Origin of the sequence: Streptomyces sp. NPDC058470 (assembly GCF_042721055.1) — a bacterium.
Lineage (GTDB): Bacteria > Actinomycetota > Actinomycetes > Streptomycetales > Streptomycetaceae > Streptomyces.
Genome location: NZ_JBHXMF010000077.1, coordinates 1 through 24,339 on the forward strand (window position 1 = coordinate 1; position 24,339 = coordinate 24,339).

General features: G+C 70.8%; 8 protein-coding genes. 2 read left to right on the plus strand and 6 right to left on the minus strand.

Going from position 1 to position 24,339, the window contains the following annotated elements:
- Positions 1-1,184: 2-oxoacid:acceptor oxidoreductase family protein (locus ACFWP7_RS37685; protein WP_384391457.1), on the minus strand; the 1,184-nt coding region annotated here is incomplete at its 3' end.
- 446 nt (positions 1,185-1,630) lie between these two features.
- Here ACFWP7_RS37685 and ACFWP7_RS37690 point away from each other — a divergent pair.
- Positions 1,631-2,179, plus strand: a complete 549-nt coding sequence (locus ACFWP7_RS37690) for a TetR/AcrR family transcriptional regulator (RefSeq protein ID WP_384391460.1) — start codon at positions 1,631-1,633, stop codon at positions 2,177-2,179.
- A 407-nt stretch (positions 2,180-2,586) separates the two neighbouring features.
- A complete protein-coding gene (locus ACFWP7_RS37695; protein ID WP_384391465.1) occupies positions 2,587-4,323 on the plus strand; it encodes an MFS transporter in 1,737 nt (578 codons plus the stop codon).
- A gap of 1,211 nt (positions 4,324-5,534) precedes the next feature.
- On the opposite strand, the gene ACFWP7_RS37700 is transcribed toward ACFWP7_RS37695, so the two are convergent.
- The 5 genes from ACFWP7_RS37700 to ACFWP7_RS37720 form a co-directional block, all read right to left on the minus strand.
- Positions 5,535-6,224 (minus strand): TetR family transcriptional regulator, encoded by a 690-nt coding sequence (locus ACFWP7_RS37700; RefSeq protein WP_384391468.1) that lies wholly within the window; start codon positions 6,222-6,224, stop codon positions 5,535-5,537.
- A 357-nt stretch (positions 6,225-6,581) separates the two neighbouring features.
- On the minus strand, positions 6,582-8,306 hold the full coding sequence (locus ACFWP7_RS37705; RefSeq protein WP_384391471.1) for an NAD(P)/FAD-dependent oxidoreductase: 1,725 nt from the start codon (positions 8,304-8,306) through the stop codon (positions 6,582-6,584).
- A 59-nt stretch (positions 8,307-8,365) separates the two neighbouring features.
- Positions 8,366-10,033, minus strand: a complete 1,668-nt coding sequence (locus ACFWP7_RS37710; RefSeq protein WP_384391474.1) for an NAD(P)/FAD-dependent oxidoreductase — start codon at positions 10,031-10,033, stop codon at positions 8,366-8,368.
- A 46-nt stretch (positions 10,034-10,079) separates the two neighbouring features.
- A complete protein-coding gene (locus ACFWP7_RS37715) occupies positions 10,080-15,518 on the minus strand; it encodes a type I polyketide synthase (protein ID WP_384391477.1) in 5,439 nt (1,812 codons plus the stop codon).
- Complete coding sequence (locus ACFWP7_RS37720; RefSeq protein ID WP_384391479.1) at positions 15,515-24,223, minus strand: beta-ketoacyl synthase N-terminal-like domain-containing protein; 8,709 nt, start codon at positions 24,221-24,223, stop codon at positions 15,515-15,517. Before ACFWP7_RS37720 ends, ACFWP7_RS37715 begins: the two co-directional genes overlap by 4 nt.
- Positions 24,224-24,339 lie beyond the last annotated feature (116 nt).

Consider the following 24,339-nt stretch of genomic DNA (forward strand, 5'->3'; position numbering starts at 1 on the left):
GTGACGGCGATACGGGCCGCCTCGATCGCGGCGTCGAAACAGTCCGCCGGGGTCCTGGGCGCCACGATCGGCACAGGGGCCTCGCCGTTGCGGCCGTACATGGCCTGCAGCAGATCGGCTTGCTCGGTCTTTGTGGGCAGGCCGGTGGAGGGGCCGCCACGCTGGATATCGATGACAAGGAGCGGCAGTTCGAGGGAGACCGCGAGCCCGACGGTCTCCGACTTGAGCGTGACACCCGGGCCGGAGGTGGCGGTGACGGTCAGGGAGCCGCCGAAGGCCGCGCCGAGCGCCGCGCCGATGGCGGCGATCTCGTCCTCCGCCTGGAAGGTTCGTACGCCGAAGTTCTTGTGCCTGCTGAGCTCGTGCAGGATGTCCGAGGCCGGCGTGATCGGATACGAGCCCAGATACAGCGGCAGATCCGCCTGCTTCGAGGCCGCGATCAGCCCGTACGACAGGGCCAGGTTCCCCGAGATATTGCGGTAGGTGCCGGCCGGGAAGGCGGAGGAGGCCGGGGCGACCTCGTAGGAGACCGCGAAGTCCTCGGTGGTCTCGCCGAAGTTCCAGCCTGCGCGGAACGCGGCGATGTTGGCCGCCGCGATGTCCGGCTTCTTGGCGAATTTGGTGGTCAGAAACCTTTCGGTGCCCTCGGTGGGCCGGTGGTACATCCACGACAACAGGCCGAGCGCGAACATGTTCTTGCATCGTCCCGCGTCCTTGCGTGCCAGTGCGAAGCCCGCGAGCGCCTCCACGGTGAGCGTCGTCAGCGGGACGGGATGCACACGGTGGCTGTCCAGCGAGCCGTCCTCCAGCGGACTCCTCGCATAGCCGACCTTCTGCATCGCCCGCTTGGTGAACTCGTCGGTGTTGACGATGATTTCGCCGCCGCGCGGCACATCGCCGATGTTCGCCTTCAGTGCCGCCGGGTTCATGGCCACCAGGACGTTCGGCGCGTCGCCCGGCGTGAGGATGTCGTGGTCCGCGAAGTGCAGCTGGAATGAGGAAACGCCTGGCAGGGTGCCTGCGGGCGCTCGGATCTCGGCCGGGAAGTTCGGCAGCGTCGACAGGTCGTTGCCGAACGACGCCGTCTCCGACGTGAACAGGTCACCTGTGAGCTGCATACCGTCGCCCGAGTCGCCCGAGAAGCGGATGATGACTCGATCGAGCCGCTCTGTTTGTTTCGTCACCGGCAAGTGCCTCTCCCTGGGGCGGAATGCGCGTGTGCAGGTATGCACCCGCATAGCCGTCGCACTGACGAGGGTTGGGCGCCCGCCGTGAGCCTAGGGGCATCCTCCGATTATTTCAATGGGCGTTGAATTGTTCGGATGGGGTTGGGGTGAGCATGGGTGTTGTTGGGGCGGGCGTGTCGACGGATGCTGATGGATCATCAACGGCCCCTGGTTTCTGGGGAGTTGGGGATGATCGAAGGGTGGGAAGCTTTGACCATAGAAGTCACTCTGTGTAGACTTCATTGACGGGTGAATTGCCGTCAAGGGTGACTTTGCACGCTCTCGCAGGTCGCGGGCGCCTTCGTCGGCACCGGGACGGGAGTACGTCCTTCGGGGGACTCGTGATGGAGAGGAAGTGCTCCGTGGCAGAGGCTAGAGGCATATCCGTAATCCGGCAGGCCATCATGCGCTCTGCCGCAGATCTCTTCGCAGAAGTCGGCTACCGCAAGGCCTCGTTGCGTGGCATCGCCGCGGACGCGGGCTGCGACCCAGCGCTGATCGCGCACTACTTCGGTTCCAAGGAGGGACTCTTCACCGTTGTGGTCGCGGAGACGGTCAGGCCGGCCGGTGTGCTCCAGGAGGCCATGGACCGGAGGGATCCCGAGGCGGCGGAGTGGCTGCTGCGGCATGCCGCGACCGACTGGGACGACCCGGTGCAACAGCGGCGCATCCTCGGCATTCTGCGCTCCGTGCCGGATCTTCCGGTCGCCAGGGAGCGGATGAGTCAGTCGCTGGTTCCGGAAGGTGTCGCGGGCGTGGCTGCGGACGAGATCCGGCTGGCGCTGATCAGCAGTCTGTTCGTGGGTGTGGTGACGGCACGTCATATGGATCTGCTTCCGCCCGAGTTGACCGTGGGCGGCGACTGCAGTGAGCTGGTGCGCGCACTGACCCCGGTCGTGGCCGCCTATCTCGCCGCGAGCCCGGCGGCCGACGTCCGCCCCGACGCTCTCTAGGTTCTGCCTCTTCGAGCTCCGTTGTTCCCAGGGTTCCGCTTCTCCCTGTCCCTCGTCCTTCGGTTCTGCCTCTGCGCGTTCCGCGAGGCCGGGACCCCGGACGGCATCACGACGTCAACCAGTTCGGTGTCTGTTGACTTCGTGGCCTTCCGGGCGCTCGGTGCGGCCGGGCTCGGAGGTCCCTCCCGCTCCGCAGCCGCTCGCTCCGTGTGTGCTCGCGGCCTGGCCGCCTGTGCTGTCGCGCGTCAAATCGGTGTGCAACCAGCGAGGTTGGGCGGACCGCCGGTGTCCGGATCGCGTCCATCGAGCTTGCGGAACATAATTCATTACTCGTAGACTTCATTGGAGAGTGAATAATTCGCAGGACGCTGCCATCGGAGAGCGGGCGGCGGACCCAGGAGGGGAACATGGATTCGATTGCTGCGGGCCTGAAGACGACGGCCCCGCCCGACCAGGGTGACACTGGGAGCCCGGCACGCTGGGTGGTCCTTGCGGTCGCGCTGTCCGCGATCTTCATGCAGATGCTGGACACCACGATCACGATGGTCGCCCTGCCCTCGCTGCAGAGCGATCTCGGCGCCACCTTCGCCGAGATCCAGCTGGTCGTCGCGGTGTACTCGCTCGCGTTCGCCTGCGCCCTCGTGACCGGAGGCCGCCTCGGCGACATCTATGGCCGCCGAAAGATCTTCCTGATCGGCATGCTGGGCTTCACCATCGCCTCGGCGCTCTGCGGGGCGGCCCCCAGTTCGGCCTTCCTCATCGGGTCCCGGGTGCTCCAGGGCTTGTGCTCCGGCCTGATGTTCCCGCAGGTCCTGTCGATCATCCAGGTAACCTTCTCGGCGAAGGAGCGCCCCAAGGCGCTTGCCATGTACGGCGCTTCGGTGGGCCTCGGAACCGTGCTCGGGCCGGTGCTCGGCGGCTGGCTGATCGACATGGACGTCCTCGGTACCGACTGGAGGGCGATCTTCTACGTCAACCTGCCTGTCGGACTGATCGCCCTGTTCCTCGGCATGGCCAAGATCCCCGAGTCCTCGGCGGGAGGTGCACGACGGCTCGACGTCACGGGCGCAACGATCCTGAGCGCCGGCCTCTTCAGCCTGATCCTGCCGCTGGTGATCGGCCGTGAGCACGACTGGCCGGGCTGGAGCCTGGTGCTTCTCGCGCTGAGCCCGCTGCTGCTCGCCGAGTTCTTCGTGTACGAGAACCGGCTGTCGAAGCGGGCCGACAAGTCCCCTCTGGTGCCGACCGGGCTCTTCAAGGAGCGGTCGTTCACCGTCGGGCTCCTGATCAGCGTGGTGTTCTTCGCCGGTATCCCGTCGTTCTTCATGACCTTCTTCATGACCTTGCAGATCGGGTTCGACTACACCCCGATCTCCGCGGGCGTGGTCAGCCTCGGCTTCGCCCTGCTCATCGCGGTCGGCTCCGCCCGTTCGGCGGCCGTGGTCCGGAGGCTCGGCACCAAGACCCTCGCGGTGGGAACCGGACTGCTCCTTGTCGGCATGGCAGGTGTGATCGGGACCCTCCACTGGGCCGGTTCGGACCTGCGCGGCTACCAGCTGATCCCCTCGCTGATGGTTGCCGGACTCGGTGGCGGCTTCTTCCTCGCTCCGTGCACCGGGATCATCCTGGCCGGTATCCGCTCCCGCGAGGCCGGGTCCGCGTCCGGCATGCTCGCCACCGTGCAGCAGGTCGGCATCGCCATCGGCATCGCGGTCGCAGGCATCCTCTTCTACGGGCTGCTCGGCTCGAACGCCGACGATGCCAGCCGTTCGGCGCTGCCCGAACTGCGCCGCGACCTCGCGGTGGCGGGGCTGTCCGAGACCGAGCAGGCGAACGTCACCGCGGCGTTCCAGACCTGCTTCCACGACCGCATGAACCAGAAGGACCTCACCGGGACGCCGGAGAGCTGCGCGCGCATCGAGAAGGAGATGGCGAACGGCCCCGCGCCGCAGGAGGTCAAGGAGAAGGTGCAGGACGCGGTGACCGGGACGGCGGTGCCCGAAGCGCGCAAGGCCAACTTCAGCGACTCCTTCGAGCAGGTCGTGTACTGGCAGATCGGCTGCTTCGGTCTCTCTTGCCTGCTCGTGCTCGCCCTGCCGAAGATCCGCCCGGAGGACGTCCAGGACGTGCCGGGAGGCGCCTGACGGACCTGCCCGTGGGTCTCGGCACCATGACCACGGCGGGCGGAGCGAAGCCCCGGCGAACGTTGCCGGGGTCGGGGACTGGGGGAGAGGCACCACCCCCGGTCCTCTGTGCGTACCCCAAACGCCCGCGCACCGTGCGGTGAAAGGACTCCGTGAACACTGTGTTCCCGGTTCTGGCGCTCGGCGTGACCTCGGCCCTGGCCTATGCCGCCGCGGCCGTCGCGCAGCGGGCGGCGGCCGCGCGAGCCGCCGATCGCCCGTCGTCGGACCCCGGCCGGGTGCGGGACGCCTGGCACGGGCTGCCGCGAGCTGTCGGCTCGACGCGAGCAGGGGGCACCCCGATACCCCGCCGGCGCAACACCCTCGTGGCGAGGCTGCGAGGACGCGCCGCCTCCCCACGGTCGCACGTGCCGGACGCCCCCGGCTCACCGGGCGGGGGTTCCAGGAGAGGTGCTGAGCGCGGGCGTCGAAGCCTTTCCCGCTCTGGTGTGTGGTGGGTCGCCCTGCTGCTCAACTCGCTGGGCGCGGTGCTGCATACGGCGGCCCTGCGCCATGGCTCGCTCATCGCCGTGCAGATGCTCGGCGCACTCACCCTTGTCGCGGCGCCTCTGCTGTCCGCGGCCGTAGAGCGCCGCCGCATGACCTCCGTGCAGTGCTCCGGCACGGCCCTGACCGTGATCGGCATAGCCGGACTGCTCGTCCTCACCCGCTCCGCCGAGGCGAGCCACGTGCTCGAACCGCCGGAGGTGGCGGGCGTCGCCGCCCTGACCGCTGTGGCTCTCGGCGTCTCGACCGCGGCGGCTGCCGCCGCCCGGCGGACGATGACCAGCAGCCTGTGGTACGCAGTCGCGGCAGGGGTCGCTTTCGCCACCGCGTCGGCCCTGACCCAGACGGCCGTTCTGCAGCTGACGGGAGAGGGCGCCCGGATAAGGCTCCCGCTCTCGGCAGTGCTCGTCGCGGTCGGCGTGGTCTGTCTGGCGGTCGTGGGCCTCGTCCTGTGCCAACTCGCCTACCGGGGCGGTCTCGAGGCTCCGCTGGCCACCCTCACCCTCGTCAATCCCGCATTTGCAGCTGTCATCGGTGTCGTTGTCCTCGGGGACCGCTATGTCACGGAAATCCCCGGCGCGCTGGCCGCCCTGGCCGCGACTGTCGCGGCAGGGCGGGGCGTGTTCGTCCTGGCGCACGCCGAGACGGTTGCCCCGGAGGGAGGACTAGGGTTTGGACAGCCGGTCGAAGTGCACTTCGAGGGCCGGCACGAACCAGTCGAGGAGTTCCTCGAAGTCGAGCGAGGCCAGCGGCTCGACCCGGAGGACGTACCGCAGCATCACGAGTCCGGCCAGCTGCGCGGACACAAGTGAGGTGAGGGCCGGTGTCCGGTCGGTCTCCTCGTGAACCAGCCGCCGGACACACGCAGCGAAGCTGCCCTCGATCTGGTCCCGGAAGGTTTTCGAGGTCGCCTCGTCCGACAGGCCGGTACGGTAGATCGCGATCATCGCGGGCCGGGTCGACTCGTCCTCCCAGAAGGAGAGGAAGGTTCGGGCGACCTGCTCACCGCGGTTCTCCATGCATATCTCGGTCCCGGGGTCCGTCAGGGAGTCGAAGAGGGCTGACACGTCGAGACGGGACGAGACCGAATCCTGGAAAACTCCTTCTTTGTTACTGAAGAAATGGTGGATCAAGGCCGGGTCGACCTGGGCCTGCTGGGCGATGCCGCGCATGGTGGTGCCCGAGTAGCCCTTGGCCGCGAAGAGTTCGAGCGCCGTGCTGAGGATCTGCTCCTTGGTGCTGGTCTGCCCCGGGCGTCGGCCGCCGCGGGGCGAAGGCGGCTGGACACCGTGGGCCCCGTCGCCCTTCGGGGCGTCGGCCTCCTCCACCCAGCGAGTCCCGTTTCCGGTGCTCATGGGCCCCCTTCGGGTATTAATTCATGTCTCGTGGAAATCGACGGTACCAGCATCCCAGATGGGATGACTCCCCGGTAGGGAGCATTCCGGCACCTCGCACCGGTTGTCGAGAAGGCGTCGCTGCGGCGGTACGGCCGCTGGCCTGATCCGATCAGAGGTCCGCACCGGGACGGGAACGGGGAGACGGGCTGAGGTACGCAGCGCGGAGCCGCCGCCCCGCCGCTCTCGTATACGAGCGTGCGCGGGGCGACGGCTCCTTTCCGGAATTCCTTCAGCGACCCACGGGATCCCCTCAGGAATTCACGAGATTGTTTCAGTGGCCAGCGAATTCTCCTCGGGAACCCACGAGTTCCCCTCTCACCGCTCGACGCTGGGCAGCACGGTGGCCCCTGGGGTGAGGACCCGCTGGACCATGTAAGGAGCCCTGCGTTTGGCCCACAGCAGTACCTTGATCCGCTTCAACGGAGTGAAGTTGTAGTAGCGGTCGGTGGGGTCGCCGAAGGCGAAGAGCGGCGGGATGAAGCAGGCGTTCCGCAACTGGCCGAAAATCCGCTCCGCCGCTCCGCCCGGTGCGAGGCGGTTGTCGGCGACCTGCCGCAACAGCCGTTCCATGTCGTCGAACAGCGCAACGAAGCCCGGGTAGACGGGGAACCACATGCCGGCGCCCCGGTAGTGCTCCAACTCCCGCCACCGGTCCGGCCGGCCGGAGCTGGCCAGGGCGTCATTGCGTGCCCGCTTGAGAGAGAGGGCGGCGAACATGGAGTGCAGCAGCCAGACCCGGCAGAAGGCGTTCCACAGTCGGAAGTCGGTCGTGGCCGTGAGTGCCGAGCGAAGCAGTCGGTCCCCGTGCTCGATCAGGGACGCCTGGAATGTCTCCAGCGCCCGGAAGCGCTCCGTGGACCAGTCGCCGTCGAGCGCCGCCGCGATGATGTGTGCCGCCGCCTCGTGGACGAGCTCCGCGGTCAGGGTGACGTCACGGGAGAGCGTGAAATCGCAGCGTACGGCGGAGCGGTCGAGGACGATGAAGCCTTTGCCGGCGGTGGTGTTGGCGCCGTACTGCCAGGGCTCCCCACTCGCCCAGGGACGTACCGCGGTGGCCTGCTCGAACTGCCACTCCAGATCCGGGAACTGACGTATCAGGTGGTCGAAGTCGTCCTCTGCCGAAGCAGAGCGCTGCGGCCACAGCTTGGCGTCGAGGCTCACCGCCACACTGGTCAGGGAGGCCTCGCCGCTCCGCTGATCCCCGAACGGGACGAGCTGGATCCATCCGCCGGGAAACACCACCTGGGTCGTACCGCCCGTCCACGGCGTCCCTCCCGTGCCGGGGTCCACCCGCTGCTCCAGCGGGCGCACACCCCGCAGATGCGCGGTGAGCACCCGCGACGAGTGACGGAGTGGACGCAGAGCAGGGCCGGTGCCCAGACGCTTGAGCATCGGCGCGTCCGGCCCGGACATGTCGACCACGAACGTGGCCCCGACCGCGCTGCCGTCGGCCAGCTCGATGGTGAACTCGCCTGCCTCGCCCCGCACTTCGGTGAATGTGGGGCGGCCCTGCGGCACCTTGCTCCCGTAGCCGACGGCGAGCCGGTGCACCCAGGCCTCGATGTCGGGGCGGTACAGATGCGACTCGCCGTGCTCGCCGGGCACGTTGAACTGCACCACCTGGTGCGGCCGTACGCGTTTGCCCGGCCGCGCGTAGACGAAGCCGATGCTCCGCTTGACCCCCGAGGTCTTCCGGAGCTCCTCGGGAAGCTGCCCGAAGTGCCCGAGCGCGGACAGCTCCGGGATCTCGTAGCGGCGTGCAAGCAGTTCGAAGACCTCTGCGGTGTACGGGACCGTGGTCTCGCCCGCCGGGGTGCCGGCGTCGTGGGGCGAGTCCACGAGGACTACGTCGATCCCGGCGCGGGCCAGGATCGCGGCGAGCATGGAGCCGCCCAGGTGGGCGCCGAGCACGGCGACGGTGTGCCGCGCCGCGTGCCCGGGCGGGGGCGGCGGCCCGTCGGCCGGTTCGAAGGGCAGGGCGGACTCGGCCGCCCCCACCGACTCGGCGCCCTCGGCCCAGGACCGACCCGTCGTATTCACAGGACCTCGGGCTGCTGGTCGTTCCGCGTGTTCCTCCAGGGGCATGGGTCCGTCCTCCTTCATGAGCTCTTGCGGAACCGGGAGCGCAGGAAACCGCCGAGTGCGCTGGCGACGACCGGTCCGGTGTCCGCGGCCGCGGACCCGCGCCTGGCCCAGTGCATGGTGCGCAGCATGCGCGCCGGGTTGGGGTTGTAGAAGCGGTTCGCCGGGTCGTGCAGACCGAACGGCGGGGGAGCGTAGGCGTCGTCCTGCAGCAGGTCGAACAGCTCGCCCGTGGCCCGGTCGGGTGTCATCAGACCGGCCTCGACGTCCCGGCAGGCAGACCAGGCGGCGTCGGTGATCTTGTTGAAGCCGACGCTGGCGGGGAAGAGGGCGCCGGGGTGCGGCTGAGCCTCCAACTCCCGCCAGATCAAAGGGTCCTTGGTGCGCTGGAAGCGGACGAGGCCGTCCTGGGCGTTGAGCGTGCCGAGCACCGTCCCCAAGGCCCACATACGAAACGTGGCGTTCCACATTCCGTAGTCCCGGAAGGACGTGAAGGAGGACGCCACCACCTCGTCGTGGGCGCGTACGAGCCCCTGCTGCAGGGTCTCGACATGGCGGAACCGCTCGGCGGAGAAGTCGTCGTCCTTGGTCGCCTCGATGAGCCGCCAGGCCAGCGAGTTCACCACGTCCGTGGTGTTGGTCAGGCCGCGCGAGTACAGCGCGTCCACGAATCCCGCGGCGTGCGAGGTCAGGCAGAAGCGGTCGCCGACGACCTGGCTGGAGGAGTACTGCAGCCTGCCCGTGGACACCCAGGGGCGGGCGGCCTTCGCGTGCTGGAACTGTGGGGCGACAGCGGGGAACCGCTCCAGGAACTGCGCGAACTCCTGCTCGGGCGGCAGATCCGTCTTGGGATGCTTGCGCGGGTCCAGGGTCAGACCGACGCTGCACAGCCGGTTGGTGGCGCCCCGGTGGTTGTCGAAGGGGATGACCCAGACCCAGCCGCCATCGAAGACATGGTGCAGGGTGCCCTGGTGCCAGGGGCTCGGGTTGTCGTGCGCCCGCCCGGCCGGGCAGTCGTCGTACGGGCGGACCCCGACCATGTGAGTGAAGAGGGTCCGCGAGTGAGTGCGCTGCTGCGGCACCTCGTCGCGCAACCCGAACTTCTGCGCCAGCGGCGAGTGGTGACCGCTCGCGTCCACCACGTACCGGGCGCGGATGTCGGGCCCGTCGGCGACCGCGAGGGTGACCCCGGAGCCGTCCACATCGACGTCCGACACCCGGGTGTTCAGCCGCGGCACCGCGCCGTAGCGCACCGCGACATTGAACATGTAGGCGTCGACGTCCTGGCGGAACATGTGGGACTCGGTGGACAGTGCCACCGGGATCACGAACTGATTGATCTCGTGAGAGTCCTGGGCCTGGCCCTCGCGGTGGTAGACGAAGCCGAAGTTGCGCTTCTGGCCGGAGTTCGAGGACACCTTGGAGCGCATGGTGGAGAAGTGGCTCAGGTGCGCGATCTCCGGCACTCGGTAGCGCGCCGCCAGGATACGCAGCATCACGGACGTGTACGGGATGGTGGACTCGCCCACCGCGAAGCGGGGATGGGCCCCGGCGTCCACCAGGACGGTCTTCACCCCGTTACGGGCGAGGATCGCCGCGAGGATGGAACCGGCGATTCCGGCGCCCAGGACGGCGACGTCATGGACAGCCTCGCCGGGGCGGTCGGGTGCGGGCAGCGGTTGCATGATGCTCGTTCCTCCAGGGTCGGGGAGAAGTCGTGGTTCTTGGCCGTCAGGTCAGGTCTGCCGGCTGCTGCGGACCGGCCTCGTCGGGCGCCGGATACCTCTTCTCGAGCAGCCCTTGAAGGAAGGAGCCCCAGTCGATGCCGGGGCAGGCGAAGAAGTCACGGCTGTTGATGTCGAGGCGCAGATCGTCCCGGCAGCGACTGATGAGCTCCATCACCATCAGGCTGTCCAGGCCCATGTCCGCGAGCCGGGTGTCCTCGGTGAGGGTGCTCAGCTCCATCCGCAGGATCTCCGACAGCTGGACGCGCACGTACTTGTTCAGCTCGCCGAGACGCTCCTCGCGGCCGAGGCCGATCAACCGGGCGGTCAGCGGCGCCAGTTCGGCGTCCTGTGCGCCGTCCGTGACGGGGGCGCTGCGTATCCCGCTGAGCATCGGCCGTTCACGGCGAGCCTCCATCAGGTCGCGGAACAGTTCCCAGTCCGCCGAGCACACCGTGCGGTTGGCGACACCGTCGACCACGGCCTCCCCGAGCAGCTCGAGCGCGTGCTCGGGGTTGAGCTGGTGCAGCCCGATGGAGCGCAGGAAGGCCATCACCGAGTCGTCCGCGAGTCCGGACGCGGCGCCCCACGGACCCCAGCTGACCGTCGTGGCGGCCAGGCCCCGGAGCTGTCGGAAGTGGGCGAAGGAGTCCAGGAACGCGTTGGCCGCGGAGTACCCCGCCAGGTGCTGCGAACCCCAGACCGAAGCGATCGAGGAGAAGGAGACGAACAGATCCAGGTTCTGGTCGACGGTGGCGTTGTGCAGCGCCCAGGTGCCGTCCACCTTGGGGCGCAGGCAGCGGTCGTACGTCTGCGGGTCGCTCTCCCGCAGGAACTGCGGCTCCGACAGGCCCGCCGCGTGCACCACACCGCGCAACGGCCTTCCGGACAGGCCTAGTTGGTCCGTCAGTGACCGCAGTGCGGTCTCGTCGGCCACATCGAGCGCCACCACGCGTACCTCTGCGCCCTGCGTCTCGATCCGGCGGACGCCGGCGATCTTGGCCGCCGTGGCGTCGTCGAGGGCCGGGTCGTCCCAGGCTGCGCGCTCCGGCAGGCCCGTGCGGCCGAGCAGGACGACGGCGCCCGCGCCGGCCCGCGCCAGCCACTCGCCCACCAGCAGGCCGAGGCTGCCCAGGCCGCCGGTGATGAGGTAGCTGCCGAGGTCGCTCAGGCGCGGCATCGGATGCTCCGTCCCTTCGTCGCCCGGGGGAACCGGCACCAGCCGCGGTACCAGGACCGCGCCGCCGCGACGGGCCGTCAGGTCCTCGGCGGTCCGCATCGTGATGAGCCCGGCGATCTGCTCCGCTTCGTCCGCCGCGCCCGCCGGGTCCAGGTCGAGCAGACCACCCCACAGCTCGGGGTGTTCCAGGGCGGCCACCTTGCCCAGACCCCACAACGGGGCCGTCGGCAGGCAGAGTTCGCGCTGTTCGGGGCCGGTCCACTGGGCGCCACGGGTCACCACCCACAACTGGGTGGCTGCCTCCTCGACGGCCAACTTCCGGGTGACGGCCAGAAACACGTGCTCCGCCCGCTCCCGGACCTGCTCCGCCGACGCGGCGTCGTACCCGGCCACCGGCACGTCCAGGCCGCTCAGCAGGACGAGATGCCCGAACGGCCGGCCGGTGTCAAGTGCCCGCAGGGCCGCGTCCACGGACGCCTCGACGTGGCTCACCTCCGCTCCGCGAAGGGTGAGTTGCTTGGACACGGCGCCCAGCAGGCCGGCGTCCGCGCCGGTCGCGGAGACGCCCGGGCCGTCCCCGCCGATCAGCAGGACCCGATCGTCGCGCAGGCTCCGCTCGGTGAACGTCGCCGGGTCGGCCTGCTGCCAGACCTGCTCCCAGACGGTCTCCTCGCGCGCGCCGCGCGGAACGTCCTGCGGAGCAGGCATCGTCGACCGCAGATGGACATGGCGCATCATGATCAGCACGCTGCCGTCGGAGCCCAGGATCTCCAGGCCGCCACGGAGCTCGCCGTCCTCCTCGGCCGGGTCCAGCCAGCCGTGGATGTAGCGGCGGGTTCCCCCGGGCGTCGCCGTGGGCGAGGGGGTCCCTCCCGCACCGGGTGCGTTCTGCGACTGGCGCAGCAGCCCGAGCGTGAGGTCGAGCAGGGCGCCCCGGGGAAGCTCCTCGGCGATCTGGTTGACTTCGGCAAGGACCTCGCCGGAGCCTTGGTAGACCTCGTTGAGGACCGGCTCGGCCCAGCCGGGAATTGCGACGTCGGCGGGGTCGACCAGCACGCACCGGGCCCGGACGGCGTTCAGATCGCCGTCGGAGGGACGTGGGTCCGTCGGACGGCGCACCAGGACCCCGCGGGCGTGCAGCCGCCAGCTCCCGCTCTCGGCGGACTCCACGCCGTGCCGCGAGAAGCACAGGAACAGGGAGCGGCCGTCGTCGTCCTGCGGCAGCACATAGACCCGTATCTGGGCCGGACGGTGCTCGGGGTCGAGGAGCAGCGGCTCACCCACCACGAAGCGGTCGACCAGCCGGGGCTGCGCGCCGGGGAGCTTCGCGGCGCCGGCCAGGGCCCAGTTGCAGAAGCCGCCCGCCGACACGGACCGGCGGCCGTCCGGGCCGGTCTGTACGAACATCTCGGACAGCTCGTCGAGTCGAGGCGAGAACGTGGGCGAGCCGGACAGCAGATGGCCCTCGAAGAGCGCACTAGGGGTGTCGTCGGCCGCGAGCACCGGATTGCCGCCCGGGACCTCGTCGTTGAACCAGTAGCGCTCGCGCTGCCACGGATAGGTGGGCAGTGGGGTACGGCGCGGCCGCTCATCGCTGTGCACGGCGTTCCAGTCGACCGGTACGCCGCGGTGGTGCAGGGCGCCCAGGGCCTGGCCCACGATGTGGGCGTCCTCGCGGTCCCGGCGCAGCGACGGAATCCAGGCGACGCCGTCCTCGGGCAGGGAGCGGGCCCCGAGGCCGAGAAGCACGGGCGCGGGGCCGAGCTCCAGGAACGTACGGCAGCCCGTCTCGTACAGCGTGGTCACACCCTGGGCGAAGCGCACCGGTGCCAGGACGTGCTCGGACCAGTACGCGGCGCGCAGTTGCTCGGGGCCCCACTCCCGGCCGGTGACATTGGAGATGATCGGATACTTCGGCTGATGGAACGTCAAACTCTCGGTCACCTTGCGGAATTCGTCGAGCATCGGGGCCATCAGCGGTGAGTGGAAGGCGTGCGAGACGACGAGGCGGCGGTGCTTGACGCCGCGCTCGGCGAGCAGCCCGATCACCTTGCCCACCTGTTCCTCGGGGCCGGACAGGACCACGTCGGTGGGGCCGTTCACCGCGGCCAGTGCGACCTGCGGTACCGGTCCCGCTTCGGTGACCGCCGCGCGCGCCGTCTCCTCGTCGCAGACCAGGGTCTCCATCACGCCGCCCGCGGGCAGCGCGTCCATGAGACGGGCGCGGGCCGTGACCAGGCGGGCGGTGTCCTCGAGCGAGTGCACACCGGCGACGCACGCCGCGGTGATCTCGCCCAGGCTGTGCCCGATCAGTGCGGTCGGACGGATCCCCCAGGACGTCCACATCTTCGCGAGCGCGTACTCGACGGCGAACAGCGCGGGCTGCGTGAAGCCCGTGCGGCCGATGCGCTCGCTGTCCCCGTTGCCCTCCAGGACCGGGCCCAACGGCTCGTCGAGGTGCTGGTCCAGGGCCTCGACGCACTCGGCGAGCGCACTGGCGAAGACCGGCTCGGCGGCCGCGAGACCCGAGGCCATCCCGGCGTACTGCGAGCCCTGGCCGGTGAACAGCCAGCCCAGGCGGCGTGCCTTGGTGCCCGTCGGCGAGTGCGCCGTCACCTGCTCGGCCCGCTCGCCCGCGGCGAACGCGGCCAGTCCCGCGGCGAGTTGCTCGCGGTCGCCGGTCACGCTCAGCCCATGTTTCATCCGGGCCCGCCCGATGTGGGTCGAGTAGCGGATGTCCGACAGGGTGCGCGGATCCGCCTCCCGTACGTGGGCCTCGTACGCCGTCGCCATGGCGCGCAGCGCCTCCTGACTGTTGGCGCTGAGGGTCAGCAGTCCCATCCTGCGGGGCGTCCCCTCCCGGGGGACGGGCTGCGGTGCCTCGGCGATCACGGCGTGCGCGTTGGTGCCGCTGGCGCCGAAGCTGCTCACGCCGGCGATCCGGGGCCCTTCCGGCCAGCTGGTGCTCTCCGTGGTGATCTTCAAGTTGATGGCGTCCCAAGGGACTTGGGCGCTGGGGTTGTTCAGGTGCAGATGCCGGGGGAGCGTGTCGTGCTGGAGGGCCAGGACGACCTTCAGCAGACCTGCGGCCCCGGCGGCCGGCTCCAGATGGCCGATGTTGGTCTTCACCGAGCCGACCAACAGCGGCCGTTCGGCCGGGCGGCCGGTACTGGTGACGGCGTTGAGGGCCTTCAGCTCGATCGGGTCGCCCAGCGGGGTGCCGGTGCCGTGTGCCTCGACGTAGGTGAGTTCGGCGGGGGCGACGCCGGCGTCCTTGAGCGCGGAGCTGATGACGTTCTGCTGTGCGGAGGGGTTCGGGACCGTCAGGCCGCTGCTGCGCCCGTCGTGCTCCGTCGCCACGCCGCGGACCACGGCCAGGATGCGGTCCCCGGCGGCCTCGGCCTCGCTCAGCCGCTTGAGCACGAACAGTGCGCCGCCCTCGCCGCGCGCGTATCCGTCCGCCGAGGCGTCGAACGTCTTGCACCGGCCGTCAGGCGACAGCGCGCGCAACTTGCTGACCAGCACGAAGCCGTACGGCGACAGCATCAGGTTCACCCCGCCGACCAGCGCCGTGTCGCAGGCACCGGACCGCAGCGACAGGACGGCCTGCTCGAGCGCCACGAGCGAGGACGAGCACGCGGTGTCGATCACCATGCTGGGTCCCTGGAACCCGAAGGTGTACGAGACGCGCCCGGCCAGGAAGCTCGGCTCGCCGATCAGCTGGTAGGCGTCGACGTCCGCCATCGCGCCCTTCTGCTGACGCATTCGCACGTAGTCACTGGTACTGGCGCCGAGGAAGACCCCGACCCGGCTGCCCTCCAGGCCGCTCGGGGGCAGGCAGGCGTTCTCCATGGCCTCCCAAGCCAGTTCGAGCACCAGGCGCTGCTGCGGATCCATGCCCGCCGCCTCACGGGGCGAGATGCCGAAGACGGTCGGATCGAAGGTGTCCACCGGCCCGTCGAGAAAGTTTCCCGCCAGCGTGTACGCGGTGCCCGGGTGGTCGGGGTCCGGGTTGTAGAAACCGGCGACCGAGTGCCGTTCCTCGGGGAACTCCGAGGTCGAGTCGCGGCCGTCGGACAGCGACTGCCAGAACTCCGCGGGTGTCGCTCCACCCGGGAGCCGGCAGGAGAGACCGATCACCGCCAGTGGCTGTGGCTTCTGAAGTTCCTGCACCCGTGCGCGCAGGCTGCGGATAGTGCCGAGGGAGTCCTTCAGGCGGCCGCGGAGGACATCCTGGCTCGCCTGCCCGTGCTCGCTCTTCGTCATCGGTTCTCCTCAAAACCAAGCTTCAGTGAGTCGGAGATCTCCGACTCCAGCTGGCGTAGCAGTTCGTCGTCGTCGAGGTCGTCCGCTCCGCCGGGATCGTCGTGCTCGCCCGGGTCCGTGGTGGCCGTGGGCGTGGAGCCGGGATCGTCGGCCGGATGTCCGAGCAGTTCAAGGAGGTGCGTGCTGAGCGCCAGTGCGGTGGGGTGCTCGAAAGCGACCGTCGAGGACAGCTCGGTCTCCAGCTCCCGGGAGAGCTTCAGCCGCAGCGTGAGAGACATGACGGAGTCCATCCCGAGCTCGAAGAAGCCGTGGTCGGCCTGGAGGTCGTCCTCCGGCAGGCAGAGGACCTCGGCGACCTGGGCGCAGACCCAGTCGAGCATCCGGTCGCGGCGCTGCGCGGGGTCGAGATCGCCGAGCCCGGCCACGAACGCCGTGCCGCCGCCGCGCTTGGCGACCCCCAGGACCGCGCGGAACAGCTCCCGGTGCGGGGCGTCGGCGAGTGCGCTCCCGAACAGCTCCCAGTTGACGTCGGCCACGCACGCGTGCACCGTGTTGTCCCAGGCCAGCAGGTCCAGCGCGGTGACGAGGTCCTGCTCGCGCAGTGGTGCGACCCCGCTCGCCTTCAGCAGTAAAATCGTCCGTTCGTCGAGGAGCCGGCTGCCTTCGAGAGGCATCAGCTCGACATGCGCCACGGGCAGCCCTGAGGCCCTGCGCCGCGCCGCCAGTGCCCGCAGCGACCAGTCGGACGGGGCTGCCGCGCCCGTGATCGCACCGCCCCAGGTGCCCGGCACGGAGCCGAGGAGGACGAAGAGGCGTACGGGGTCCTTGGCGGTGAACCGGTGCAGCAGTTCGGCTGTCTCGGCACGGTTCGACTCGGCCCGCAGGGCGGCGTCGGTGGTCTCCTCCAGCGGGGTCGCCACCCCTGGAGTGCCCGCGCACACCACCCCCGCGATTCCGGTATCCGCCCGCAACTCCTCGATCAGCTCAGCCAGTTCCTCCCGGGAGCCGTGGGTGCGCACGGTGCGGATCTCGGCACCCAGGGCGCGCCAGGCGGCGATCCGGTCCTCATGGGCCCGCTGTTCCTCGCCCGCGGGCTCTGTGTCGGCGAGCACGATCCTCCGGGCACCTGCACCGACCAGCCAGTCCACCGCGGGGGGAGCCAGAGTGCCGCCCGCGCCGGTCACCAGATGCCAGCGATCGGCGGACAACGCCCGGTGCGGGACCAGGTCCGGCGCCTCGGCACGGATCAGTGACCCGACCTGGACCGAGGAGTGCTCCACACGGATGTGCTCATCTCCTGGAGCGCGTAGCAGCCGGGTGACAAGCGTGCGCAGTTCCTCGGCGCTGCCGCGGCTCAGGTCGACATGCCCGCCCCACGCGTCCGGCCGCGTCATCGCGAGGGTGCGGCCGAGTCCGGCGTGCGCCCCCTGGTTGCCGTCGGGGAAGCCCTCGTGGCCGGTGGGCAGCAACGCGTGCCGGGTGACCAGCCAAAGCCGTGGCGCTGCGCTCTCGGTGTTGGCCAGCGCGGCGGTGAGCGCGGTGGTGACGCGCCATCCGTCGGGGCGCGAGTCGAGGTCCTCCAGCGGCCACAGGTCGCAGATGCCGGTGGTGGTCTCGTTGGCGTGCACCGCGAGGAGCGTCTCCCACGCCTCGCGGTCGGCCGGGTCCAGCGCGAGATCGTCGTCACCCCCGCCACGGCGTGCCGCGTCCAGCGAACGCACCCGGCGCACCTCGCAGCCCGCGGCCCGTAGCTCCTCGGCCACTGTCCCCGCCAGATGCTCGGTGTCACCGCACACCAGCCAGCGCGTCGCCGGCGCGACGTCGGTGGCGTCACGGTCGGCCGGCCGCTGCCCCGCGGGGCTCCAGACCATCCGGTACAGCAGGCCCTCCACCCGGTCCCGGTCGGCGTCGGGCCTGGCCGGGGGCGGGGAGGCGGCCAGGCGGAGCCCGGTCAGCTCCACCACGGCCCGTCCCGCGGCGTCGAGTACGGTCACGTCCGCTTCCGGCAGCTCGTCCGCACCGACGCGGACAGGGCCCCGGTACACCCGTACGGTGCCCTCGACCGCTGCTCTGCACCGGACCGACGCGACGGCCGCGGGCGGTGACTCCCCGCCGGATGGTTCCGTGCGCTCGGCCGAGCCGTCAGCGACCAGGCGCAGCGCCAGACGCAGCAGATCGGCGGGCAGTCGATGGCGGGAGGTGCCGTCGGGCAGTTCCACGGTCACTTCCGCGGCCCCCGGTCCACTGCCGGCAGACCGCACCCCCAGCGCGGGAAAGCCGTCGGCCAGCATGGCCCGGAGGGGCTCGTCGTCCACGACTGCGGTGAGGTCGACGGCGTTCGACGGCACGGCGCCCGACGCCTGCACGGCTGCGCTCAGTGCCGGATCGGCCGGGGCGTCCGCGGAGAGCGAGCGCAGCAGCACGCTGCCCTGTCGCGTGTCGACCACGGCCTGGAGATCGGCCCTGCTGTCGCCGCCCGTGCGGGGCGGCGTGCCGAACCGGACGTCGTCGAGCGCCGGCGCCGGGGAGCCCGTCGCCGCGGCGCTGCACAGGGCCGCCTCCAGGAGCGCGGCCGCCGACACCGTCGTACGGGATCCACCCGTGGAGATCTGCCAAGGGCTGCGGGTGCCGTCGACCGTCACCGGAAGCAGCGCCGTCCACGACGCGGTCGCCGGCCGTACCGGCGCCCCGACCAGGGAGCCCGACGGGGCGGCGCGGTCCACCGGCGGATCCGGCAGCCAGTGCTCTTTTCGCTGCCACGGATAGGCGGGCAGATCCACGACCGTGCGACCGGGACCGGCGAACGCCGTCCAGTCCACCGGGACGCCGTGCGCGTGCAGGGCGCCCAGGCAGGCCAGCAGAGAACCCACCTCGTCCTCGTCGCGAACCAGTGAGGGCAGCACGAGCGGACCGCTCACCCCGGCCTCCGCCAGGGACTCCTCGGTGCCGGACACCAGCACGGGGTGCGGGGACACCTCGACGAACACCCGGTCCTGCGGGTCGTCGACCGCGCTCACCGCGTCCTGGAAGAACACCGTGTCGCGCAGATTGCGGCCCCAGTACTCGGCGGTGAGCGAGGAGCCCGGTACCTCGCCGCCCGCCACGGAGGAGTACACCGGGATGCGGGTCTCGGACGGCACCAGATGCGCGAGCCCGGACACCAGCCGTTCCCGCAAGGGCTCCATCAGCGGTGAGTGCGGGGCCACCGGAACCTTGATGCGGCGGACGAACACATTCGCCTCGGCCAGCTCCTGGGCCAGCTCGTCGAGGGCGTCGAGGTCCCCCGCGACCACGGTGGTGCGCGGGCCGTTGATCGTGGCGATGCCCAACTTGTCCTCGTACAGGACCAGATACGGTGCGAGTTCCTGCCGGGGCAGCCCGACGACGATCGAGCCACCGGTGCCGATGATCGTGTCCAGGAGCCGCGAGCGCAGGCACAGGATCTCCGCGGCCTGCGCCAGGGTCAGTGCCCCGGCGGCCCACGCGGCGGCGACCTCGCCCATGCTGTGCCCGACGACCGCCTCGGGCACCACGCCCCAGCTGCGCCACAGCTCGACCAGGCCGACCTGCACCGCGAAGATCAACTCCTGCGGGATGCCCTCGTCGAACGGGCGGCTGTCCCGCTCACCGCGCAGCGAGGCCAGCGGGGACCAGGCGATCCACTTGCGCATCTCCTCCTCGCAGCGCAGCACCGCATCCCTGAACACCGGCTCGCTCTGCAGGAGTTGGCGTCCCATCCCGGGCCACTGGGAGCCGAACCCGGAGAAGACGAACACACAGGAGCGCTCCAACTCCGCCGAGCCGGCGAGTACCCCGGGGTGTTCCTCGCCCTTCGTCAGGGCGCGCAGGGCCGAGCGGACCCCGATGAGGTCCTGGCCGACCACGACGGCCCGGTGGTCCAGATGGCTGCGGCGTACGGAAGCGGTGTACGCGAGATCGGCGAGCGTGTGCGCGTCGTCCGACTCCAGCAGCGTCAGGTACTGCTTGGCGGCGCTGGGCAGTGCGAAGGCCTGTGCGGCGGAGAGCGGTAGCGCGAAGCGCGCCGGGGGCTCGGTGTCCGCCTCGCCGGGGGAGCGCGGTGCGTCGGGCGGCTCGGCGACCAGTACATGGGCGTTCGTACCGGTGAAGCCGAAGGAGCTGACTCCCGCGATCCGGCGCCGCCCCTTCTCGGGCCACTGCTCGCGGCCCTCGGCGATCTCCAACTTCAGCTCTTCCCAGGCAACTTGGCTGGTCGGCGCGGTGGTGACCCCGATGTGCGGGGCGATCCGCCCGTGGTGCACCGACAGGACCGCCTTGATGAGACCGGCCATACCGGCGGCGGCCTCCAGGTGCCCGATGTTGGGCTTGGCCGAGCCGACGAGCAGGGGAGCGCCGTCGCCCGCCCCGGGACGCAGGGCCTGCGCGAGGGCGCGCAGCTCGATCGGGTCGCCCAGCGGGGTTCCGGTCCCGTGCGCCTCGGCGTAACCGACGTCCTGTCCGGACAACCCGGCCTGGTCCAGGGCCTGTTGGATGAGCGCACGCTGAGCGGTGCCGTTCGGCACGGTCAGACCACTGCTTGCGCCGTCCTGGTTCACGGCGCTCCCGGGCAGTACGGCGTAGACGCGGTCGCCGTCGGCGAGCGCGGTGGACAGCCGCTTGAGCACGACCGCTCCGGAGCCCTCGCCGCGCAGATAGCCGTCGGCCGCCTCATCGAAGGTGCGGCAGTGGCCGCTGGGGGAGAGCGCGCCGCCGGCCGAGACGGACACCGGGATCACCGGACTGAGGATCACGTTGACGCCACCGGCCACCGCGAGGTCGCTCTCACCCTGGCGCAGGCTCTGCATGGCCAGGTGCACCGCGGTCAGGGAGGAGGAGCAGGCGGTGTCCACCGCCATGCTGGGTCCGGTCAGGCCGAGGAAGTAGGAGAGCCGCCCGGACGCCCCGGCGAAGGAGTTTCCCGTGCCGTAGTAGAGGTCCACGTCCTGGAGTTGGCTGCCGACGTGCTGGGCGTGGTCCGAGCTGTTCATGCCGACGAAGACGCCGGTCGCGGAACCGCGCAGCCGGTCCCTGGTCGCCCCGGCGTCCTCCAGGGCCTCGTAGGCGACTTCGAGGAAGAGCCGGTGCTGCGGGTCCAGGCTGCGCGCCTCACGCGGTGAGATCCGGAAGAAGGCCGCGTCGAAGCCCCGTACGTCGTCGAGATAGCCGCCGCGCAGGGAGGTCATGGTGCCCGGCGTCCACGCCCCGTCGGAGAGGAACGCCTTGCCGTCCCAGCGGTCCGACGGCACGTCACGGATGACCTCGCGGCCGTCGAGCAGCAGGCGCCAGTAGTCCCGCACCGACGGACTGCCGGGGAAGCGGCAGCTCATGCCGACGATGGCGATCGGGTCGGCGGCCGGAGCTGTTTCGGGTGCTGTGTCCGGTGCCGATGGTGAGACGGTCGCCGGTGCCGGTGGTGAGGCGGGTGCCTCCGGTGCCTTCCGCGCGGCGATCCGCGGCAGCAGATGGTCCACCAGGTCGTCCAGGCACGGGCGTTCGAAGGGCATGGAGAGCGGGATCTCCAGGCCGAGCCGTGTACCGAGGCGGTCCACGAACTCCACGATGCTCAGCGAGTCCAGGCCGAGATCGGCGAAGCCGCGCCGGGGAGAGATGCGCCGGCCCGGGTCCTGGCCGAGGATCTCGCCCAGGATCTCGGACGTCTGCCGCATCAACGTCCTGCGGTCGCGATCGGTCCCGGCCCCGTCGGCCGGGACCGAGGCCGCGCCCGCGGCGTTCCCTGTCCCGTCCGCCACGGCTCCCGCAGGGGGATGGAGCGGGGCGGTGGCGGACGGGACGGCTTCCCGGTCGGCCCCGTCGGGGGTCGGGACCGTGACACGGGAGTCGTCGGCGGAGCCGGAGGTCTCCGCCGGGGTGGTCGCGGGGCCGCCGGTGGGCGTCCCGCTCAGGTCGAGTTGGTGCGCGGGTCCCAGGGGCCTGCCCGTCGGATCCAGCAACTGCACGGAGAGCCGGGCCGGTGTGGGCCCCGCGTCGGGGACCGCGCCCGGGACGTACTGCGTGCCGGGGGACACCCCGGGCAGCCAGAACGACTCGTGCTGCCATGGGTGCCGGGGCAGCTCCGTGAGACGGCCCGGGATCAGCTCGGCCCAGCGGACATCGGCGCCCGCGCAGTGCAGTTCGGCGAGAGAGGCGAGTAGCACCGCGGGCCCGTCGGCGTCCCTGCGCAGCGAGCCGACCGCGACGCCTTGGCGCCGCAGCGACTTGAGGGCGTCGGTCAGGGGTCGTACGAGAGTGGGGTGCGGGCCGATCTCGACGAAGTCGGCGCCACGGTCCTCAAGCAGGTCCCGCACCGCGGGCCAGAAGCGTACGGGGCGCAGCACGTTGGCGGCCCAGTACGCGGCGTCGAGCATGGCCGGGGGCTCGTCCGGCCAGACGGTGGACACGAACGCCTCGGGTGTGGGACTGGCCGTCAAGCCGCCCAGTTCGCCCAGGAGTTCCTCGGCGAAGGGAGCCATGGCCGGACTGTGGAACGCGTAGTCCCCGGGTACGAACCGCGCGGTGACGGAGCGCTCGCGCAGCAGCGAGGCGATCGCCGTCAGATCTTCCTCGGATCCGGCGAGCACCGTGGAGTTCGGCCCGTTGACCGTCGCGACGGTGACCGCTCGGCCGGTTCCGGCGACCGCCTGCAGGGCTTCGTCCTCGGACAGCGCCGCCGCGAGCATCCGCCCGGTGCCCGCGGCGGCGCTCATGATCCGCCCTCGCCGGATGGCCAGGCCGAGGGCGGTGGCCAGGTCGAGCGCGCCGGTGAAGCACGCGGCCGAGATCTCGCCGAGGCTGTGTCCGACGACCTTGGACGGCTCCACCCCGCGGGCGCGCCAGACCTCGGCGATCGCCAACTGCAGTGCTACGAGCGCGGGTTGGGCCAATTCGGTGGCAGTGAGGTCGCTCTCGCCGAACAACTCGCGCAGGCCGGGGAGACCGGCCTCGCGCAGCAACGCGTCGCTGCGCTCCAGACTGGCGGCGGCGACCGGCTCGCGATCCCACAGGTCCAGGCCCATACCGCGCCACTGCGAGCCCTGCCCGGAGAAGACGAAGACGGTCCGGTGGCGCCGCCGGGGCTCGGCGGTTCCGGTGATGGTGCGCTCGTCGGGGTTCCCCCCGGCCAGCTCGCGCAGCGAGGCGCGCAACTCCTCGGCGTCCGCGCCGATCACGGTGGCCCGCGCCTCGTGGTGGGTGCGCCGGAGCGCCGCGGTGTGCAGCACGTCATCGAGGGAGCCGAGGGTGTTGGGCGGCCGTTCACCGGCGAGGTCGAGGGCACCGGCCAGGTCCCGCGCGCGTTCCTGGAGCGCGGCCTCCGTGGAGCCGGACAGCAGCAGCACCCGGGGTGAGGCTTCTCGCGGCGCCGCGAGAGGCTCGGGCTCCGGCGGGGCGGAGAGCAGCAGATGGGCGTTGGTGCCGCTGAGACCGAAGGCACTCACCCCGAACAGGGTGTCCTCGGTCGCGTCCAGCGGACTGGCCTCGGCCGAGATGCTCAGGGGCCCGTCGGCCCAGGGTATGGCCGGGTTGGGGGTGCCGAGATGCAGTTGCGGCGGGACCACCCGGTGTCGCGCGGTCAGCACGGTCTTGATCAGAGCGGCGACACCGGCGGCGGCGTCCGTGTGCCCGAAGTTGGCCTTGTGCGAGCCGATGCGGAGCTTGCGCCCAGGGTCCCGGCCGGGGCCGAACACCTCCGACAGCGCGAAGGCCTCGATCGGGTCCCCGAGCGGTGTACCGGTGCCGTGCGTCTCCACATAGGCGACCTCGTTCGCGCCGGCGTCGGCCCGGACCAGCGCGTCCTGGATCAGGGACTTCTGCGCCGAGGCGTTGGGGACGGTCAGGCCGGCGCTGCGGCCGTCGTGGTTGAAGGCGCTGCCGCGGATGACCGCGAGCACCCGGTCGCCGTCCGCGAGCGCGTCGTCGAGCCGCTTCAGTACGACGACGCCGCACCCTTCACCGCGTACGATGCCGTCCGCGTCGGCCGCGAACGGCTTGCAGCGCCCGGTGGGCGACAGGGCCTGCACCTTGCTCATGAAGATGGAGAGTTCGGGGGCGGCGAGGACATTGACGCCGCCCGCGAGCGCGGTGTCGGCCTCGCCACTGGCCAGGCTGCGGCAGGCCAGGTGCACCGCCACCAGGGACGAGGAGCACGCGGTGTTCACGGAGAGCGCGGGCCCGTGCAGCCCCAGGGTGTAGGCGACGCGGCCGGGGGCGAAGCTGAACTCCTTGCCGCTGGCGTAGTAGGGGTCGATGCCCTTCACGCCGCGGGTCTTGGAGTGCAGCAGGGTGTAGTCCATGCCGAGCATGCCGAAGAAGACGCCGGTTCGGGACCCCGCGAGGCCGGGCTTGGTGAGCCCCGCGTGTTCCAGTGCCTCCCACGAGACTTCGAGCAGGAGCCGCTGCTGCGGGTCCATCTCGCGTGCCTCACGGAAGGAGATGCCGAAGAAGTCCGCGTCGAACTGGTCGAGCCCGGGCAGGACACCGGCGTAGCGGCAGTACCCGGTGCCCGGCGCGGACCCGTCCTCGCTGATGTACTCGGGACCCCATCGCTCAGGGGGGATCTCCCCGATCACATCGACACCGTCCCGAAGTACGTGCCAGAAGGAGTCGAGATCGACCACGCCTCCCGGGTAACGGCATCCGATGCCGACGAGTGCTATGGCCGGATCGGTGGTGATTCCGTTGCGGGCGGGCATGGATCCCCCTCATGGAGTGCGGCGGACGGCTGGTGACGAGAGAAGCCCGGGTGGCGGGAGGGGCGTCCACGCCACCCGGTCGTGCCCGGCAGCGGACCGCTGCGGTGTAGGTGCCT

Excerpts from the sequence above, each read along its gene's own strand:
- ACFWP7_RS37695 (WP_384391465.1), top strand. The coding sequence starts at position 2,587 with ATGGATTCGATTGCTGCGGGCCTGAAGACGACGGCCCCGCCCGACCAG.
- ACFWP7_RS37690 (WP_384391460.1), top strand. The coding sequence starts at position 1,631 with ATGCGCTCTGCCGCAGATCTCTTCGCAGAAGTCGGCTACCGCAAGGCC.
- ACFWP7_RS37720 (WP_384391479.1), bottom strand. The coding sequence starts at position 24,223 with ATGCCCGCCCGCAACGGAATCACCACCGATCCGGCCATAGCACTCGTC.
- ACFWP7_RS37700 (WP_384391468.1), bottom strand. The coding sequence starts at position 6,224 with ATGAGCACCGGAAACGGGACTCGCTGGGTGGAGGAGGCCGACGCCCCG.
- ACFWP7_RS37715 (WP_384391477.1), bottom strand. The coding sequence starts at position 15,518 with ATGACGAAGAGCGAGCACGGGCAGGCGAGCCAGGATGTCCTCCGCGGC.
- ACFWP7_RS37710 (WP_384391474.1), bottom strand. The coding sequence starts at position 10,033 with ATGCAACCGCTGCCCGCACCCGACCGCCCCGGCGAGGCTGTCCATGAC.